We start from the raw sequence: 16,527 nt of genomic DNA, 5'->3' as shown, positions 1-16,527 counted from the left end.
AGCCACTCCTCGCCCAGCGACAGCGCTTCCACCCCGGCCCAGTCGCCGTGACCGTAGCGGATCTCGATGTCGGCCCCCTCGGGGCCGAAGTCGTCGGGCCAGATGGCGCTGACCAGGCGCAGCGCCACCTCGGGATGCGCCTCGCGCAGACGCGCCAGGCGCGGCGCCAACCAGTCCTGCTGGATCACGGGGGTGGTGCGCAGCGTCACGCTGTGGTCGGCCGCGCCGCCGAACACCTCGGCAGTGCCCTCGGCCAGGCGCGAGAAGGCGTCGTGGATGCTGGGAAGCCAGGCCTGGCCGGCCGGGGTCAGGGTGAGGCTGCGCGGGTGGCGCACGAAGAGCTTGTGGCCCAGGCGGTCTTCCAGCAGGCGGATGCGCTGGCTGATGGCCGCCTGGGTCACCCCCAGCTCGCGACCGGCGGAGGTGAAGCTGAGGGTGCGCGCGGCGGCCTCGAAGGCCTGCAGCCAGGTCAGCGGCGGCAAGGGGGTCATGGCCAAGTCACTCATAAGCTGGATTGGGTCATAGGTGCCAGATTAATCGTTTGTCACTGCCCGCGCCACGCCCCATCCTGAGCGTCTCTCTCCATCCCCTGACCCGAGGAGACGCCATGAGCCTTGTCGCCGACACCGCTCGCCCTGCTACTACCCCCGACATGGCCGAGCTCGCGCCCTTCCCCGCCGGGCCGCTGCTCACCGAGGCCCGCGCCGACGCCGAGGCGGTGGCGCTGGCCTGGGAAGACGGTGCGCGCACCTGCCTGCCCCTGCTCTGGCTGCGCGACCACTGCCCCTGTCCGGCGTGCCGCCACCCCCAGACCCGCGAGCGCCTGCATGTGCCGCTCGACGAGGTGAGCACGCCGCCCGAGACGCGCATCGAGGAAGGCCACCTGTGGCTGTGCTGGGAGGACAGCCACGAGAGCCGCTTCGCCGCCGGCTGGCTGCACCAGCGCCGCCCCGAGGCACCGGCAACGAGCCCCGTCCCCGCTCGTCGTGCCTGGCGCGAGGGCTTCACGCCGGTGCGCGTGCGCCACGCCGACTTCCTGACACCGGAGGGGGAGGCGACCTGGCTCGAGGCGCTGCTGCGCGACGGCCTGGCGCTGATCGACCAGGGCCCGCTGGCCGACGAGGAGGTCAGCCGCCTGGCAGAGCGCATCGGTCCCCAGCGCCCCACCAACTTCGGCGCCCGCTTCGACGTGCGCTCCAAGCCCAACCCCAACAACGCCGCCTACACCGCCATCGGCCTGGCGCTGCACATCGATCTGCCCAACTGGCGCCAGCCGCCGGATATCCAGCTGCTCTACTGCCTGGAGAACGAGGCCGAGGGGGGCGAATCGCTGTTCGCCGACGGCATCCGGGTCGCCGAGGCGCTGCGCGAGGCGGATCCCGAGGCCTTCCGGGTACTCAGCGAGGAGGCCATCGACTTCCGCTTCCAGGACGAGACGCACGACATCGCCGTGCGCGCGCCGGTGATCGGCTGCGACGCCGAGGGCCGCGTGGTGGAGTTGCGCTTCAACAACTGGATACGCGATACCCTGCGCCTGCCCGCCGAGCGCATGACGGCCTGGTACCGCGCCTATCGCCACTTCTGGCAGCTGCTCCACTCGCCGCGCTTCCAGCTCGACTTCAGCCTGGCGCCGGGCGAGATGGTCGCCTTCGACAACCGCCGGGTGCTGCATGGCCGCCGCGCCTTCGACCCCAACACCGGCGCCCGCCACCTGCAGGGGACCTACCTGGACCGCGACCTGCTCGAGTCGCGGCTGCGGGTGCTCTCCCGCAGCCGCCGCTGACCGGGCGATCGCCGCAGCACCGGCGCGACGCCGACGATTGGACTCGGCCGGCAGGGGCCTTATGCTGTCCCCCCGCCATTCGTCGAGACGCCTGCCATGCCCCGCTCCCTGCTGCTGCCGCTGGTCGCCCTCGCCCTGCTCGCCAGCCTGGCGCTGGGCTGGCAGTGGCTGGCCCGGGAGGGAGTGCTGACCCTGGAGGCGCTGCGGGCGCTGGCCGCCTCGGCCCCCGGCTGGCGCGACGCGCCCTGGACGATCCTGGTGGTGATGGCGGTCTACGCCGGGGCTTCGCTGGTGATGTTCCCGCTGAGCCTGCTGGTAGGCGCGACCGGGCTGCTGTTCGGCCCCTGGTGGGGCTTCGGCTACGCCCTGGCAGGCACCCTGGGCGCCTCGCTGGTCACCTGGTGGGTGGGCCGGCGCATCGGCCGCGAGGCGCTGCTGCGCCATGGTGGCAAGCGCCTCAGGGGGCTCTCGCGCTACCTCTCCGGCCGCGGCATCCGCACCATGACCGTCGTCAACCTGCTGCCGCTGGCCCCCTTCACCCTCACCAACATGATGGCCGGCGCCTTTCGCCTGCGCCTGCGCGACTATCTGGTGGGCTCGGCGCTGGGGATCGCCCCCGGGCTCGCCGGGGTCACGCTGCTGGGCAGCCAGCTGGGGGAGCTGGCCACCGCCGAGAGCCGCGGCGAGCTCGCCTGGGGTGCCGGAGGCCTGCTGCTGGCGGTGCTGCTGCTGGTGGCGCTCAAGCGCTGGGCCGACCGTCGCCGGCGGCGCTGATCACTTCGCCGGCCCGCCGGGCCACCAGTCCGGACGTTCCTCCTCCCAGGTAGCGTGGACCAGCTTGCCCAGCACCCGTCCGCGGTGGCGGAGCATCTGCCACTCCGCCCCCAGGCGGTGTCTCACCCGCTCCCAGCCCCCCTCTTCGGCATGGGTGAAGGGGCCGCCGGCGGCGATGGCACGCCGGTAGACGTCGAGGCAGCGCTCGGCGCAGCGGGCCTCGTCGAAGGCCGCCGCGGTCCGCTGCGCCCCCTCTGCCAGTGGCGAGCGCGCCGCGGGCTCGACCAGCGCCGTCAGGGCCTCGGCCATCGCCTCGGCATCGTCGCCCTCCAGCAGGCGGCCGTTCTCGCCGTCCCGCACCACCTCGCGCACCCCGGGGGCATCCAGGGCCACCACCGGCAGCCCGGTGGCCATGGCCTCTGCCACCACCATGCCCTGGGTCTCGCTGTGGGAGGCGAAGGCGAAGAGGTCCATGGCGTGGTAGGCATCGATCAGCGCCTGACCCTGCAGCCGCCCGGTGAAGTGCACCCTGGCACCGACGCCGGCCTCCTCGAAGCGCGCCTCCATGGCCGCTTGCGCCTCTCCATCCCCCACCACCAGGCAATGGAGGCGCTCGTCGCGTCCCAGCGCCAGGCCGATGGCGCGCGCCAGGAAGTCGAGGTTCTTCTCGAAGGCCAGCCGACCCAGGTGGCCGACCACGCAGGCCTCCTCGGGAATCCCCAGCCGCTCGCGCCAGGCTCGCCCGTCGCCCGCCGCGAAGCGGCGCGTGTCCACGCCGCTCGGCACCACGCTGATCGCCGCGTTGGCCCCGCGCTCGATCAGCAGCCGGCGGATGCTCTCGCTGGGCGCGACCACCTCGTCGCACAGCCGGGTGTACTCGGTGGCAAGCGCCACGGCGAAGCGCTGCATGCGCGGCGAGTCGCCAGGCACGTAGTGGGTGTAGTGCTCGTAGAGGGTGTGGTGGGTGAACACCAGCGGCAGGCCATAGGTCTCGGCGGTGCGCGCCGCGGTGTCGCCGAGCAGGAAGGGGTGGTGAGAGTGCACGATATCCGGGTCGAAGGCCTCCACCGCCTCGTGGAGCTGGCCGGGAATCGGCACCGGCAGCGAGAAGTCGCTACCGTTGAAGTGCTGCATGGCAACCACCCGCACCACGTCCTGCTCCGCCTCAGGCTGGCCATCCAGGCGCGGCGCCACCACCAGCACCCGGTGGCCGAGCTCGCGTAGGCTCATTGCCAGGCGCTGCACCGACTCGCTGACCCCGCCGACGATGGGCAGGTAGGTGTTGGTAAACATGAGGACGTTCACGACTGGGGGCTCCGCTGCACGGGGATAGACAATTTGAACACTCTTCACCCGCCCGGCGGTTCGGATACGTCAGACCGTATCAGATGTCACGGTGGATCACCTGTCCTCCGCCCCGGAAGTGCGGCAGCACAGCGACGGTGACATGGTTCGACCTTGTGGAGAGTAGCCGCTGGCGCAGCCGATACCGCCATTGGGGTGATTGGCTGCGCCACTCTTACCGATCAGTCATCGTCGTCATCGACCTGGTGGCCAATAACGCCGCCAACCACGGCACCGCCAACGGTACCAGCCGTGCTGCCTCCCGTCAGGACCGAGCCGCCGACAGCACCCACGCCCGCACCGAGGGCAGTGTTCCTGTCCTGGGTCGACATCCCGGAGCACGCCGCCAGGCCCAGCATAAGGGACAGGGCCAATGCACCAAGCGCCGATCTTTGCATCCTGTTCATGATCCACCTCCATAAGTACCCGTCGCATGCTGCGACATCGTGGCTGAAAGCCAAGTGATACAACGCCCTGTGCACTACCATCTGCATTCTAGCGACTTTGCCTTGTGGCTGAAGTTCCCTTCTTATAACTGGGCATGCTGACAGTAGTCACCTGCCTGACCTGGGGTGTCTAGCCCGCCACTGTGAGCACTACCCGGATACCCGCCCCCTGCGTCCTGCTCCAGCGCGACACTCCGAGCGAGTGCCGAGCCTCATCGAACTCCATTATTGGCAAGGTGGTGGGCTGTGTCTAACGCGGGACCTCTGCGAAAGAGATCACCCCACCCGCCCGGGTAGTTCCTGACGAAGCAGGTCCACAAAAGCACGAATCCGTGCAGGGATATGACGCCGCTGGCGATAGACGGCATGGAAGTCGGCGCGCACGCCCTGCCACTCGGGCAACAGCGCCACCAGGCGCCCGTCCGCCAGGTGCGACTGGACATCCCAGCGGGAACGCAGGATGACCCCGTGGCCATCCAGCGCCAGGTTGACGATGACCTCGCCGTCGTTGCTGGCCAGGGGCCCGGCGACCTTGACCGACTGGTCCGGGCGCTCGCCACCGCGATGCTCGAAGCGCCAGAGCGCGAAGTCGCTGTCGTTCTCGCGCAGCACAAGGCAGGGATGCTTCGCCAGGTCCGCCGGCTCCGTCAGGCCCGGCATCCGCTCGACATAGGCGGGCGCCGCGCAGAGGATCCGGCGGTTGTCGAGGATGCGCTGGGCGACCAGCCGCGAATCGGGCAGGGCACCCACCCGGATGCTGATGTCCACGCCCTGTTCGCCCGGCGTCATGGGGAAGTTGGTGAGCTCGAGGGTGCACTCCACGCCCGGGTGGCTGGCGCAGAAGCGGGAGAGCAGCGGTGCCACGTGGCGGCGCCCGAAGCCGAAGGTGGCGTTGACCTTAAGCGGCCCCGAGAGCGCGGCACGCTGGGCACCGAGGCCCTCCTCCAGCTCGGCCAGCTCGTCGAGGATCGCCCCGCCACCGGCCAGGTAGCGCTCCCCCTCCGCCGTCAGGGTCAGGCGACGGGTGGTGCGACTGGCCAGGCTGACCCCCAGGCGCGATTCTAGCTGCTTGAGACGCTTGCTGACCGCCGACAGGGAGAGTCCCAGATCGCGGGCGGTCGCCGTCAGGCTGCCGGCCCGCGCCAGGCGCTGGAAGAAGGCGAGGTCATCAAGCGGCGCCATGGATTCTCCACTCAGGGTCAACAATGCCTTGCATCCTAGCCTGATTATCTCTCGCCTGTCAGGCACTAGAGTAGGAGAATTCCCGGCACACAGAAGAGGAGAAGGTACATGGCACAGCGCATCGCAGTGATCCCCGGCGACGGCATCGGCAAGGAGGTGATGCCCGAGGGCGTGCGCGCCCTGGAGGCCGCCGCCGAGCGCTTCGGCATCGAGATCGAGCTCACCGACTTCGACTTCGCCAGCTGCGACTACTACGCCGAGCACGGCCAGATGCTGCCCGACGACTGGTTCGACCAGCTCAAGGACTTCGACGCCCTCTTCTACGGCGCCGTGGGCTGGCCGGAGACCGTGCCCGACCACATCTCGCTGTGGGGCTCGCTGCTGCAGTTCCGCCGCCGCTTCGACCAATACGTCAACCTGCGCCCCTGCCGGCTGCTGCCGGGCGTGAAGAGCCCGCTGGCGGACAGGCAGCCCGGCGACATCGACTTCTACGTGGTGCGCGAGAACACCGAGGGCGAGTACTCCAGCGTCGGCGGCAAGATGTTCGAGGGCACCGATCGGGAGGTGGTGATCCAGGAGACGGTGATGACCCGCCACGGCACCGACCGGGTGCTGAGGTTCGCCTATGAGCTGGCCCGGTCGCGCCCGAGGAAGAAGCTCACCTCGGCCACCAAGTCCAACGGCATCGCCATCACCATGCCCTGGTGGGACGAGCGCGTGAAGGCAATGGGGGCGAACTACCCGGAGGTGTCGGTGGACCAGTTCCATATCGACATCCTCACCGCCAACTTCGTGATGCATCCGGACTGGTTCGACGTGGTGGTGGCCAGCAACCTGTTCGGCGACATCCTCTCCGACCTGGGCCCGGCCTGCACCGGCACCATCGGCGTGGCGCCCTCGGCCAACATCAACCCGGAAGGCACCTTCCCCAGCCTGTTCGAGCCGGTGCACGGCAGCGCCCCGGACATCGCGGGCAAGGGGATCGCCAACCCCATCGGTCAGATCTGGTCGGCGGCGATGATGCTCGAGCACCTGGGCCACCAGGAGGCGGCCGACGCCATCGTCGCCGCCTTCGAGGCGGTGCTCGCCGAGGGTGACAGGAACGTGCTCACCCCCGACGTGGGCGGCACCGGCACCACCGAGGGCATGGGACGGGCCATCGCCGAGCGCATCAAGGGCTGACGCCACCTCCCCCTCCATGTACGACGGCCACCGCTTCTGCGGTGGCCGTCGCTGCTCTCCTCCGGTCTTTCCTTGCCGATGCCTCAGCCCTTGCGGGGCCGTGGTTCTATTACCTCATCGTCGTGCAGCGTCTCCCAGCCGGTGATCATCGCCTTGATATGCGAAAGCGGCGTATGGCCGGTGGTGGTCAGGTAGACGTGGATGATCACGAAGGCCAGCATCAGGAAGGCGCCGAGCACATGCAGCCCGGCTACCTGCTCCAGCCCCAGCCAGGCCGGAGCCAGCTCGCGCAGCGGCTCCCAGAACAGGTAGGCCAGCCCGGTGACCCACACCAGCGGATTGATCACCAGCTTCACCCCCAGGTAGGCCAGGCGCTGTAGCGGGTTGTGCTTGCGCTGCGGGGTCTGCCGGTAGGGATGTGGCTCGCCGAGGAAGATGCCGTAGGCATAGAAGCGCACCATGGCACCGATTCGCTCCAGGGTGGGGATGTACTGGCGCCACTGGCCGGTGGTGAAGTGCCAGAAGATGGCGAACACCCACAGCCCGATCAGCAGCCAGGCCGCCGTCTCGTGAAGCCTTACCGCCGGGCCGAAGTGGAGCAGGTCGTGGTAGCCGCGAATGGCGAAGCCGCTGAACAGCAGCACCAGCACCAGCACCGCCTGGCCCCAGTGCCAGAAGCGCTCGAAGCGGGTGAAGAGGTAGACTCGCTGGCTCATGTCAGTGCTCCTTGCGGCGGTTGCGGGTCGCGATGCGCAGGGCCCCGTGGCCGAGCACACCCAGCAGCATCAGTCCGGCCAGGCCGAAGCCGAAGCGGTCGAGCAGTTGATGACGATCGCGCCCTGGCAGCCAGACACCCTCCACGTCCGCCAGGCGCCCCTCATCGGCGTGGCAGCTGCCGCACTTCAGGGCCTGCTCACCGGGTGCCACCATATGGGTGATGGGCCACAGCATGGTGGTCTCGACGAAATCGAACTCGCCGCTGAAGGGCTGGCCGGCGGCCTCGGTGCCCGCTTCCAGCGCCTTGGCCCAATCGAAGTTGAACCAGAAGGCGGAGTCGTCGGGTATCGCCACATGGGGCACCAGCAGGGTGTTGTGCACGGTGTCGTAGGGCTGCTTGCCGTGGAACAGCTTCACCGGCCAGATACGCGAGTCCTCGCCACCCGGTGTGCCGTGGTAGGTATTGATAGGCACCGGGGCGTTGCCGGGGTCGATCTCGGTCTCGGTGGTGGTAAAGGTGACGTCGCCGTTGAACCAGACATACTCGGGCACCACGTTCTCGCCCAGGGTGAAGTCGCCCTTCTTGCTGTCGTAGATCACGTGACCGTCGTCATCCTTGCGCTGGAACGGCTTGCCGTCCTCGTCCAGCTGGCCGCCGGTGGACCAGTCCCAGCCCATCTTGGTGGGCACCCCGCCGCGGGCGAAGGTGGGAATGTGGCAGGTCTGACAGGCCAGCGCGCGGGTATGCTCGTTGAGCCGCGTGGCTATGGGGCCCTCCTCGTGGGGCGCATTGCCATGACAGGCCTGACAGGTGGCCGGGTTGCGGTCGGTCTGCTCGCCGCGCCGGATCGCCCGATTGTCATCCACCGCCGAGACCTGGATGCGGCTGCCCGGCACCGCATGGCTCTCGGTCTGGTGGCAGGTGCTGCAGCGGAAGTCGCCGCCATCCACCGCCATATGCACGTCGAGATCGCGGTGGGCATCGACCAGCGAGGAGTCGAGGTCGCCATGCTTCACGCCATCCCCGCCGCCGCCATAGAAGTGGCAGCTGCCGCAGGTCTCGCGGGAAGTCGGGCCGACATTCCGGGCCACCTCCACCAGGTCGGTGGGTCCATGGAACTTGCCTGAACCCGGTGGATACTCGGTGCGCTCGTAGGCGGGATGCCCGGCAAGCCCCGCCACCTTCTTGTAGTCCCCGGTGTTGTGGCAGGAGAGGCAATCCACCTTGAAGGGGTTGGAGAAGTCGAAGGTCTCGTCCTCCCAGCCATAGCCGATATGGCACGATTGGCAGAAGGCCTCGTTGGAACGGTCGGCGATGCAGAAGCCGTTGAGCATGCTCTTCTTGCCCAGCACCTCACCGTCCAGGGGATTGTGATACTCCCAGGTCCAGTGACGGGTCGCCATCACCTCCTCGGCCGCCTCGGTATGGCAGCCCAGGCAGGCCTCGGTGACCTCCTCTCCGCTGGCGAAGGGCCCCTCGAGCTCCTCGAACTGGCTGTGGTCTGCGGTGCTGGCCAGTGCCGGCAGCGCCCACAGCAGCACCAGCCCCACCAGGCAGCGCAGCCCCAATCGTGAACTCTGTCCCCGCATTGCGCACTCCTCCCTTCGGCGGCCACCAGACGGCATGCCTGGATTCAGCTTGGCAGCGTCCGGCCGAACCGCCTTGACGAGGATCAATATCCAGCCACCCCGGCGAGCGACAAGATGTCGCCTGTCGCTCGAGCGAAATTCCCGCTACGCCCGGCGCCAGCAGCCCGCCAGGATGCGTACCTTGCCCGCCGCCAGGTTGTCGCGCAGGTTGCGTCCCATCTCGACGAAGCGTTCGCCGAAGATCAGCCCCGGACCGGGCAGCCCGGGGCCCACAGGCGGCTCGCTCGCCTCTCGCCGGCTGTGCTTCTGGCGCCAGGCCAATGCCCCCTCGGTCACATCCTCCAGCGCCTCGAGCACGAAACCCGCCTCGGCCAGGCGCGCCTCCAGCTCCGCCCGTGCCTGCAGGTGGCTCTCCGCCGGACGGCTGGCCCAGGGTACCGGCAGCGCCAGCGGCCCGGGGTTGTCGCCGGCCACCACCTCGTGGAGCAGCACCCGCCCGCCGGGCACCAGCAGGCGGCGCCACTCCCCAAGCACTGTCGACACGTCGGGCATGTTCATCAGTGCGTGCTGGCACCACACCGCGTCGAAGCCGCCATCGGGCAGCGGCATGCGCGCCGCATCCGCGCACAGGAAGCGGGTCTCCCGGTGGAGCCCGGTCATCGCGCTGAGCCACTCGGCCACCTCGACGAAGGCCGCGGTGATGTCGACGCCCACCACCTCGCAGCCGAACTCGTCGGCCAGCAGGCGGCTGGCCCCGCCGGTACCGCAGCCCACGTCCAGCACTCGCTCCCCGGAGGCGAGCCTACCCAGCGCCGCCAGGTGACGGCTGGCCCGGCGCCCGCCCAGGTGCAGCTGGTCGATACCGGCGACCTCGTCGAGGCTCAGGCGCGCCGGGTCGCACCCCGCGGCGCGAAAGGCCGACTCCAGGCGTACCAGCAACGGCGCGGAACCGGCGTGGGCCGGGGCGTCATAGTGGTCCGTCAGGGAGGAGTGTAACGAAGTGTGGGCAGCGGGCATGGCGGGCTCCTTGGGGCGTGGGTGGCGTACGGGTGAGCGGCGCCCAGCATAGCCCCATGCAGCGCCTCCTCCCCATAGGCCAAAGGTCCCGCGGGCGGCGACTTTCACCCTCGCACCATCACTTTCACGCCATCGACGCCCCCCTTGCCCGGCAGTACCGGCTGGAGGAAGGTAAGCGTATCCCCGCTGCCCAGGATCCTGCCCATGAGCCCATCGCGCCCCCCTGCTCCGCAGGCAACTCACGAGCCACTGGCGAGCTGGCTCCGGCGCTGCCTGGATGGCGAGCCCATCCCGCCCTTCACGCTACCCGGGGGAAGCGCCGTGCCACGGGGTGAGGGATTGCTTGAGCTCATGCCAGAAAGTCCTGCCACCGACGCCCATGCCTGCATCTTCTCGGTCGGCATCCATGGCAACGAGACGGCGCCCATGGAGCTGCTGGACGCCCTGCTCAAGCTCCTGGCGGCAGGTGAGCTGAGGCTTGGTGCACCCGTGCTGGTGCTCCTCGGTAGTCCGCAAGCGACCCGGCAAGGCACCCGCTTCATCGAAACCAACCTCAACCGGCTGTTTCGGCGTGATCTGGACAGGACAGGCATGGAGCCGGAGCGGGCGCGGGAGCTGATGGCCGCAGTCGATGCCTTCTTCGCCCGTCATGCCGACCGCTCGCCCCTGCATTACGACCTGCATACCGCCATCCGCGGCAGCCGCTACCCGCGCTTCGCGGTGGAACCGTTCAGCGACAGCGTGCGCACCACCGCCGAGCAGTGGCACTGGCTGGCCGGAGCGGGTATCCAGGCGGTACTGCATCAGCACTGCCACAGCTGGACCTTCTCCCATTACAGCAAGCACTACCATGGCGCCCAGGCCTTCACCATGGAACTGGGCCACGCCCTGCCCTTCGGCCACAACGACCTGGCCCCTCTGGCGCCCATGGCAAGCCTGCTGGCGGCGCTGCTGACGGGCCAAGCCCCACCGCGAGAAGCGCCTGACCGCATGCGGTTCTTCCGCGTCGAACACGAACTGATACGCCACAGCGAGGCCTTCCGCCTGGCCTTCGCCGACGACACCCTCAACTTCACCGAGTTTGCCCCCGGCACCCTGCTCGCCGAGGATGGCGAGCGGGGCGAGACCCGCGTCGGCGATACGCCGCTGTCGGTGGTCTTCCCCAATGCCGCGGTGGAGCTCGGCGCACGGGCGGCGCTGCTGGCCAGGTCGGTCCCGCCGCCCGATTGACCGACCGGCCTTGCCGGGCCATCGGATGGCCGGAAAGTCTTATAACAACGATAAACTGGAGGTAGAATCTTGCCCCCTTGCCGATCCGTAGCCGACCCGTGTCACGGCCGGCCGACACCCCCCTGCCGACACACCGTGCGACACGCCTGACCCGGAGCCCGACCCATGGCCGAAACCCCGATTCCGCTGGAAGTGCGCAACATCACCAAGCGCTTCGGCGATACCGAAGTCCTCAAGGGGCTGTCGCTCGAGGCCCACAAGGGTGACGTGATCACCCTGATCGGGGCCTCTGGCTCCGGCAAGAGCACCTTCCTGCGCTGCATGAACCTGCTCGAGCAGCCCGACGAGGGCGACCTGATCGTCCATGGCGAGACGATCCGCTTCAAGCCGACGAAGCATGGCCGTGAACCGGCCGACTGGAAACAGGTGGTACGCATGCGTGCCCGACTCTCCATGGTCTTCCAGAACTTCAACCTCTGGGCGCACATGACCCTGCTGGAAAACATCATCGAGGCACCAGTGCATGTGCTCGGCAAGCCGAAGAAGGAGGCCATCGAGCACGCCCGGGCGCTGCTCGAGCGGGTCGGCCTGACCGAACGCGCCGACGCCTATCCGGCCCAGATGTCCGGCGGCCAGCAGCAGCGCGGCGCCATCGCCCGGGCACTGGCCATGGATCCCGAAGTGATGCTCTTCGACGAGCCCACCTCCGCGCTGGACCCCGAGCTGGTCGGTGACGTGCTGAAGGTCATGCGCGACCTGGCCGACGAGGGGCGCACCATGATCCTGGTGACCCACGAGATGGCCTTTGCCCGCGATGTCTCCAGCCAGGTGATCTACCTGCATCAGGGCGTGATCGAGGAGTCCGGCCCGCCCGAGGCGGTGTTCGACAACCCGCGTTCCGAGCGCCTCAAGCAGTTCCTGGCCCCCAAGCATTGAGCCGGCCCACGAGGAGAGTCCCATGATCGATCTTCACGGCTACGGCCCGCGTCTCGCCGAAGGCGCGCTGATCACCGTCGAACTGGCGGTGCTGTCGCTGGTGCTGGCCATCCTGCTGGGCCTGATCACCGCCAGCGCCAAGATGTCACGCAGCCGGACGGCCCACGCCATCGGCACCCTCTACACCACCATCATCCGCGGCGTGCCCGATCTGGTGCTGATGATGCTGCTGTTCTTCGGTGGCCAGATCGGCATCAACGCGATCACCGACCAGCTCTACGCGCGCTTCGGCTGGGATATCTTCATCAACGTCAACGAGTTCGTGGCCGGGGTGATCACCATCGGCCTGATCTTCGGCGCCTACATGGGCGAGACCTTCCGCGGCGCCTTCCTGGCCGTGGACAGCGGGCAGATCGAAGCCGGCCGCGCCTACGGCATGGGCCCCTGGCTGGTGTTCCGACGCATCCGCTTCCCGCAGATGATGCGCCACGCCATCCCCGGGCTCTCCAACAACTGGATGGTGCTGCTCAAGACCACCGCCCTGGTCTCGGTGATCGGCCTCTCCGACATGGTGCGGGTGGCCGCCGAGGCCTCCAAGGCGACTCGCGAACCCTTCACCTTCATGATCATCGTCGCGGCGGTCTACCTGCTGATCGCCAGCGTCTCCGAGTGGGCCTTCGCCCGCCTGCAGAAGCGCTATGACGTCGGCTTCGGGGAGGTCAAGTGATGGAAGCCCTGACAAGCCGGCTCGAGGCCCTGCTCGCCGACAACAGCATCTTCACCCTGCAGACCCTCGGCTACTACGGCGAGGGGCTGGTGACCACCGTGCAGCTGGTGTTCCTGTCGCTGGTGATCGGCCTGGTGGCGGCGGTGCCGCTGGCCATCGGCCGCGGCTCACGGCATCGCTGGATCAGCCTGCCGATCTTCCTCTACTGCTACGTGTTCCGCGGCACGCCACTGCTGGTGCAGCTCTACCTGATCTACTACGGGGTGGTGTTCGTCGAGGGCATCCAGGACACCTGGCTGTGGGTGATCCTCGAGAAGCCCTTCGTACCGGCGCTGATCGCCTTCACCCTCAACACCGCGGCCTACACCACCGAGATCTTCCGCGGCGCCATCAAGGCCACGGCCCGCGGCGAGATCGAGGCGGCGCGCGCCTACGGCATGTCCGATCGCCTCATGCTGCGCCGGATCGTGCTGCCCAGCGCCTTCCGTCGCGCCCTGCCCGCCTACGGCAACGAGGTGATCTTCATGCTCCACGCCAGCGCCATAGCAAGCGTGGTCACCATCATGGACCTCACCGGAGCGGCACGTTTCGTCTATGCACGCTTCTACGCGCCCTTCGACGCCTTCCTGTTCGTGGCGGCCATCTACCTCTGCCTGACCTTCGCCATCCTCTACTTCTTCCGCTGGCTGGAGCGTCGCCTGCTCGCCCACCTCAAGCCGGCGGGGGGCTGAGCGAGCGTCAAACGAGCGTTGGGAACTGGCGTTTACTTCCACGCCGGTTCCCCCCTTCCGGCCCACTCGGTGATCCGCTATGGTTGGCCTGTCATCACCACAAGGTGATTCCACCAACAACACGGGAAACTACCCCATGCAACTACGCAAGATTCTAGGCCTCGGCGCCATCGGTGCCGCCCTGGTGGCCGGCACGGCCAATGCCGAAGTGCGCGACATCCGTATCGGCGTCGACGTACCCTACGAGCCCATGGAGTACCGTACACCGGACGGCGAGCTCACCGGCTTCGACATCGACCTGGGCAACGCCCTGTGTGCCGAGATCGGCATCGACTGCGAGTGGGTCGTGCAAGGCTGGGATGGCATCATTCCCGGCCTGATGGCACGCAAGTACGACGCCATCATGTCCTCGATGACCATCAACGAGCAGCGCCGTGAACAGGTGCTGTTCTCCGAGCCCTACATCACCCCGCCGTCGGCCTGGTTCGCTCCCGGCGACACCGAGATCGGCACCCCCTCCGAGGAGAGCCTCGAGGGCCTGACCGTCGGCGTGCAGCGCGGCACCCTGCAGGACAACTATGTCACCGACATGTATGGCGACGTGGCCGACGTCAATCGCTATGCCACCGCCGACGATATGGTGCTGGACATGGATTCGGGGCGCCTCGACGCGGTCTTCCTCGACTTCCCGATCGGCAAGTCCACCCTGCTCGACAGCGACGCCGGCGACTACAAGGTGGTCGGCAACATGATCACCGAGCCCAAGGAGTACTTCGGCGAAGGCTTCGGCATCGCCTTCCGCAAGCGCGACGAAGCGCTGGCCGAGACCTTCAACGAGGCCCTGGCCGAACTCAAGGCCAACGGTACCTACGACGAGATCCACGCCCGGTACTTCGGCGAAGAGTAACCCCAAGGGCCGGTGCAGTCCGGCCCTGCATGATGTCCCCGGCAGGCCGGCTCCATGAGCCGGCCTGCTGCGTCAGGTATCCCCCTTGACTCCTGTCGGCTCAGCCAGCACCCGCCGCACCAGCAGCGGACCCAGCATCTCGAACACCAGGGTCGAGCCCACCACCGCGGAGAGCAGCAGCGGACCGTACTCGGGGAAGCGCTCGGCGGCCAGCAGCGCCATGCCCATCGCCACCCCCGCCTGGGGCGTCAACGCCAGGCCGATATTGCCCGGCAGCTCTGCCTGTCGCACGCGCGCCAGGCGCACGCCCAGCAGGCCCCCCAGGTAACGTCCCGCCAGGCGCAGCACGATATAGGCCAGGGTCAACCACAGGGCGTCATCCATATGGCGCAGGTCGACGCTGGCGCCCGAAAGCACGAAGAAGAACACCAGGAAGGGCCACTCGATATGCTCGACCTCGTTGAACGAGCGGGTGTGGTGGCGCGACAGGTTGGCGACCAGCGCCCCGGCCACCATGGCGGCCAGCAGCGCCGAGACCTCGAGCCAGCTGGAGAAACCGGCCAGCAACAGGATCAGCGCCAGCGCCTCCACCTGGGTCGGCTCTCCGGGTCGCAGCCGACCGGTGAGCCAGGCCGCCGGCAGCCCGATCGCCATGCCCAGCAGCAGCGCCCCGCCCAGCTCCCAGCCGGCCATGGCCAGGGCGGTATGCCCATCCCCGGAGAGCCACCAGCCGAGCAACGCCATGGCCAGACCGAAGGCGAGGATGCCCCAGCCATCGTCGATGGCGACGATCCCCAGCAGCAGGCGCGCCCTCAGCCGGGTGTCGCCGCTCTCGTGCACCGTCTCGCTGACCGCCGCCGGGTCGGTGGCCACCGAGATGGCAGCAAGCGTCACCGCCACCGCCAGCGGGAAACCCAACGCCGCCAGACCGCCCCCCACCAGCAGTGCCCCGACGCCAATCACCGACAGCGACAGAATCAGGATCAACGGGCCAGTGCTGCGCAGTCGCTCGACAGTGAGTTCGCCACCCAGCAGGAAGGCCACCATCACCAGCGCCAGCTGGATCAGCGGCTCCCCCAGGCCATCCAGCGGCGCTGCTTCGGCCTGGCCCAGCACCAGCTGCTGGACCACCGCCACTCCCAGGCCGACCAGTACCAGCAGCGAGATCCGCGGCAGCCGGGTTCGACTGGCCACCGCATCGGCCAGGATGCTCGAGGAGAGAATCAACCCCAGGAACACCAGGGCGGTGGCGGCGGGGCTGAGGTGCAACGGCAGAGCAGAGAGCATATCGCTCATGGGGAGGGCCCCTTGGCAGTCAGGAAAAAGCGTGGAGGCGATCCTCCGGGACTCAGCGGACGCCACCGAGGGCATGGCTCAGCCGAGCCAGAACCCGGCCGCCAGCAGCGCCAGCGTGGCCAGCAGCACCACCACGTTGAGACCCATCAGCGCCTCGAGCCGGGCGCGCTGCTCCAGCACTGCGGGCAGGCGCCAGGCTACCCAGAGCGCCCCGGGTAGCACCAGCCAGGTCAGCCCGGCTGCCACGGGAAGCCCGCCGAGCAGCACACCCAGGCCGACCAGCGCCTGGCTGCCCAGCAGCAATACCGCCACGAGTCGGGCGGCACGTCGCCGCCCCAGCAGAATCGGCAGGTGACGCCGGCCGACACGTCGATCCGCCTCACAGTCGGGAAACTGGTTGAGCAGCAGCAGCTCGCTGACCAGCAGCCCTGCCACTGCCGCCACGATGAGTGCCGTCGCATCGGGCCAGCCGCCCAGCGCGACCAGGCTGCCCAGGATCACCAGGGGGCCGAAGCCCAGCCCCGGCGCCAGCAGGCAGAGCCATGGGGAACGGGTGATCCAGCGCGTATAGGCGACGATCAGGGCAAGCCCCGGCAATCCCACGGCGAGCATCGGCCAGCCCCGTACCCACAGGAAGTAGCCGCCGATGGCCACCACCCCAGCCA

Annotated in this window: 17 protein-coding genes; 8 read left to right on the top strand and 9 right to left on the bottom strand. The window is 68.6% G+C overall.

Translation table 11 applies throughout. The features are described from left to right. Positions 1–491 (bottom strand): LysR family transcriptional regulator (locus LWH48_RS17145; RefSeq protein ID WP_232913521.1); only part of this gene is annotated, 491 nt, incomplete at its 3' end. A 116-nt stretch (positions 492–607) separates the two neighbouring features. Between LWH48_RS17145 and LWH48_RS17140 the strand changes: the two genes are divergently transcribed. Together LWH48_RS17140 and LWH48_RS17135 are read left to right on the top strand one after the other, a co-directional pair. Further along, positions 608–1,783 carry a TauD/TfdA family dioxygenase gene (locus tag LWH48_RS17140; RefSeq protein ID WP_232913520.1) on the top strand — a complete coding sequence of 392 codons (1,176 nt, stop codon included), beginning with the start codon at positions 608–610 and terminating at the stop codon, positions 1,781–1,783. Between the two features lie 96 nt (positions 1,784–1,879). Beyond that, positions 1,880–2,557: a TVP38/TMEM64 family protein gene (locus tag LWH48_RS17135; protein WP_161430784.1), complete on the top strand. Its 678-nt coding sequence runs from the start codon at positions 1,880–1,882 to the stop codon at positions 2,555–2,557. On the opposite strand, the gene LWH48_RS17130 is transcribed toward LWH48_RS17135, so the two are convergent. The 3 genes from LWH48_RS17130 to LWH48_RS17120 all read right to left on the bottom strand — a co-directional run bounded on the left by LWH48_RS17130 (position 2,558) and on the right by LWH48_RS17120 (position 5,529). After that, positions 2,558–3,862: a glycosyltransferase gene (locus LWH48_RS17130; protein WP_232913519.1), complete on the bottom strand. Its 1,305-nt coding sequence runs from the start codon at positions 3,860–3,862 to the stop codon at positions 2,558–2,560. A 221-nt stretch (positions 3,863–4,083) separates the two neighbouring features. Further along, a complete protein-coding gene (locus LWH48_RS17125; RefSeq protein ID WP_161430782.1) occupies positions 4,084–4,308 on the bottom strand; it encodes a glycine zipper 2TM domain-containing protein in 225 nt (74 codons plus the stop codon). A gap of 315 nt (positions 4,309–4,623) precedes the next feature. Beyond that, entirely contained in the window at positions 4,624–5,529 is a 906-nt protein-coding gene (locus LWH48_RS17120) for a LysR family transcriptional regulator (protein WP_232913518.1), read from the bottom strand. A gap of 108 nt (positions 5,530–5,637) precedes the next feature. On the opposite strand from LWH48_RS17120, the gene LWH48_RS17115 reads away from it, so the two are divergent. Further along, on the top strand, positions 5,638–6,711 hold the full coding sequence (locus LWH48_RS17115; RefSeq protein ID WP_232913517.1) for a tartrate dehydrogenase: 1,074 nt from the start codon (positions 5,638–5,640) through the stop codon (positions 6,709–6,711). A gap of 83 nt (positions 6,712–6,794) precedes the next feature. On the opposite strand, the gene LWH48_RS17110 is transcribed toward LWH48_RS17115, so the two are convergent. The 3 genes from LWH48_RS17110 to LWH48_RS17100 all read right to left on the bottom strand — a co-directional run bounded on the left by LWH48_RS17110 (position 6,795) and on the right by LWH48_RS17100 (position 10,035). After that, entirely contained in the window at positions 6,795–7,427 is a 633-nt protein-coding gene (locus LWH48_RS17110) for a cytochrome b/b6 domain-containing protein (RefSeq protein WP_232913516.1), read from the bottom strand. 1 nt (position 7,428) lies between these two features. Next, positions 7,429–9,018: a tetrathionate reductase family octaheme c-type cytochrome gene (locus LWH48_RS17105; RefSeq protein WP_232913515.1), complete on the bottom strand. Its 1,590-nt coding sequence runs from the start codon at positions 9,016–9,018 to the stop codon at positions 7,429–7,431. A 144-nt stretch (positions 9,019–9,162) separates the two neighbouring features. Then, positions 9,163–10,035: a class I SAM-dependent methyltransferase gene (locus LWH48_RS17100; RefSeq protein WP_232913514.1), complete on the bottom strand. Its 873-nt coding sequence runs from the start codon at positions 10,033–10,035 to the stop codon at positions 9,163–9,165. A 204-nt stretch (positions 10,036–10,239) separates the two neighbouring features. Here LWH48_RS17100 and LWH48_RS17095 point away from each other — a divergent pair, with 204 nt between their 5' ends. From LWH48_RS17095 to LWH48_RS17075, 5 genes are all read left to right on the top strand, one after another. Then, the gene (locus tag LWH48_RS17095; protein ID WP_442908326.1) at positions 10,240–11,265 is read left to right on the top strand and encodes a succinylglutamate desuccinylase; all 1,026 of its coding nucleotides are present in this window, start codon (positions 10,240–10,242) and stop codon (positions 11,263–11,265) included. Positions 11,266–11,430: 165 nt separating this feature from the next. Further along, positions 11,431–12,201: an ABC transporter ATP-binding protein gene (locus LWH48_RS17090; protein ID WP_232913513.1), complete on the top strand. Its 771-nt coding sequence runs from the start codon at positions 11,431–11,433 to the stop codon at positions 12,199–12,201. Between the two features lie 22 nt (positions 12,202–12,223). After that, positions 12,224–12,928 (top strand): ABC transporter permease, encoded by a 705-nt coding sequence (locus LWH48_RS17085; RefSeq protein ID WP_161430768.1) that lies wholly within the window; start codon positions 12,224–12,226, stop codon positions 12,926–12,928. Continuing rightward, positions 12,928–13,659, top strand: a complete 732-nt coding sequence (locus tag LWH48_RS17080; RefSeq protein ID WP_161430765.1) for an ABC transporter permease — start codon at positions 12,928–12,930, stop codon at positions 13,657–13,659. The genes LWH48_RS17085 and LWH48_RS17080 overlap by 1 nt, the downstream gene beginning before the upstream one ends. Before the next feature lie 136 nt (positions 13,660–13,795). Continuing rightward, positions 13,796–14,566, top strand: coding sequence for a transporter substrate-binding domain-containing protein (locus LWH48_RS17075; RefSeq protein ID WP_232913512.1), 771 nt, complete (start codon positions 13,796–13,798; stop codon positions 14,564–14,566). A gap of 72 nt (positions 14,567–14,638) precedes the next feature. On the opposite strand, the gene LWH48_RS17070 is transcribed toward LWH48_RS17075, so the two are convergent. Together LWH48_RS17070 and LWH48_RS17065 are read right to left on the bottom strand one after the other, a co-directional pair. After that, positions 14,639–15,862: a cation:proton antiporter gene (locus LWH48_RS17070; protein WP_232913511.1), complete on the bottom strand. Its 1,224-nt coding sequence runs from the start codon at positions 15,860–15,862 to the stop codon at positions 14,639–14,641. 78 nt (positions 15,863–15,940) lie between these two features. Beyond that, positions 15,941–16,527 (bottom strand): prenyltransferase (locus LWH48_RS17065; protein WP_232913510.1); only part of this gene is annotated, 587 nt, incomplete at its 5' end.

The organism is Halomonas sp. G15, from assembly GCF_021282295.1.
Lineage (GTDB): Bacteria > Pseudomonadota > Gammaproteobacteria > Pseudomonadales > Halomonadaceae > Halomonas > Halomonas alimentaria.
This window is presented reverse-complemented; position numbering and strand designations above follow the sequence as displayed.

Bases quoted from the DNA above. Each gene is read 5' to 3' on its own strand.
- LWH48_RS17140 (WP_232913520.1), top strand. From the start codon at position 608: ATGAGCCTTGTCGCCGACACCGCTCGCCCTGCTACTACCCCCGACATG.
- LWH48_RS17135 (WP_161430784.1), top strand. From the start codon at position 1,880: ATGCCCCGCTCCCTGCTGCTGCCGCTGGTCGCCCTCGCCCTGCTCGCC.
- LWH48_RS17125 (WP_161430782.1), bottom strand. From the start codon at position 4,308: ATGAACAGGATGCAAAGATCGGCGCTTGGTGCATTGGCCCTGTCCCTT.
- LWH48_RS17120 (WP_232913518.1), bottom strand. From the start codon at position 5,529: ATGGCGCCGCTTGATGACCTCGCCTTCTTCCAGCGCCTGGCGCGGGCC.
- LWH48_RS17115 (WP_232913517.1), top strand. From the start codon at position 5,638: ATGGCACAGCGCATCGCAGTGATCCCCGGCGACGGCATCGGCAAGGAG.
- LWH48_RS17110 (WP_232913516.1), bottom strand. From the start codon at position 7,427: ATGAGCCAGCGAGTCTACCTCTTCACCCGCTTCGAGCGCTTCTGGCAC.
- LWH48_RS17105 (WP_232913515.1), bottom strand. From the start codon at position 9,018: ATGCGGGGACAGAGTTCACGATTGGGGCTGCGCTGCCTGGTGGGGCTG.
- LWH48_RS17100 (WP_232913514.1), bottom strand. From the start codon at position 10,035: ATGCCCGCTGCCCACACTTCGTTACACTCCTCCCTGACGGACCACTAT.
- LWH48_RS17095 (WP_442908326.1), top strand. From the start codon at position 10,240: ATGAGCCCATCGCGCCCCCCTGCTCCGCAGGCAACTCACGAGCCACTG.
- LWH48_RS17090 (WP_232913513.1), top strand. From the start codon at position 11,431: ATGGCCGAAACCCCGATTCCGCTGGAAGTGCGCAACATCACCAAGCGC.
- LWH48_RS17085 (WP_161430768.1), top strand. From the start codon at position 12,224: ATGATCGATCTTCACGGCTACGGCCCGCGTCTCGCCGAAGGCGCGCTG.
- LWH48_RS17080 (WP_161430765.1), top strand. From the start codon at position 12,928: ATGGAAGCCCTGACAAGCCGGCTCGAGGCCCTGCTCGCCGACAACAGC.
- LWH48_RS17075 (WP_232913512.1), top strand. From the start codon at position 13,796: ATGCAACTACGCAAGATTCTAGGCCTCGGCGCCATCGGTGCCGCCCTG.
- LWH48_RS17070 (WP_232913511.1), bottom strand. From the start codon at position 15,862: ATGAGCGATATGCTCTCTGCTCTGCCGTTGCACCTCAGCCCCGCCGCC.